The sequence below is a fragment of the Methylobacterium sp. CCH5-D2 genome (assembly GCF_001556475.1).
Lineage (GTDB): Bacteria > Pseudomonadota > Alphaproteobacteria > Rhizobiales > Beijerinckiaceae > Methylobacterium > Methylobacterium hispanicum.
Window position 1 is genome coordinate 1 of the sequence record NZ_LSIX01001011.1, and the last position, 449, is coordinate 449.

General features: G+C 76.6%; 1 pseudogene. It reads left to right on the forward strand.

From position 1 onward, the window contains the following. Nucleotides 1–449: pseudogene (locus tag AX737_RS27490) on the forward strand (heavy metal translocating P-type ATPase); the annotation flags it as partial.

Below are 449 nucleotides of genomic sequence, written 5' to 3' on the forward strand. Positions count from 1 at the left end.
CGCCGTCTCCCGGCTGCCGGGCGTCGCGGACGTGCGCGTGAACTACGGCAGCCAAATCCTCGACCTCGCGCTCGACGAGGCCGCGACGCCGAGGACCGACTTGGAGGGGCGCATCGAGCGCCTGGGCTACGGCGTCGCGCCGCTCCCCACGGCCGCGGACCTGGCCAGGGCGCAAGCCTCGGGCGGCGCCCCGCCCGCCGAGAGCGCGGAAGAGCCCGAGCCGCCGCTCTGGCGGAGCCGGAAGGCGCTGCTGGGCATCCTCATCGGCGCCCTGTTCGCCGCCGGCTTCCTCGTCGAGCGGATCGCGCCGGGCCTGGCGGGCGAGTACGCCTACTGGCCGGGCGCGCTCGTCGGGCTCGCCTATTACGGCCGCCGCGCGGCCGTGGCGGCGTTCGCCGGCACGCCCTTCTCCATCGAGATGCTGATGTCGGTCGCCACCGCGGGGGCGC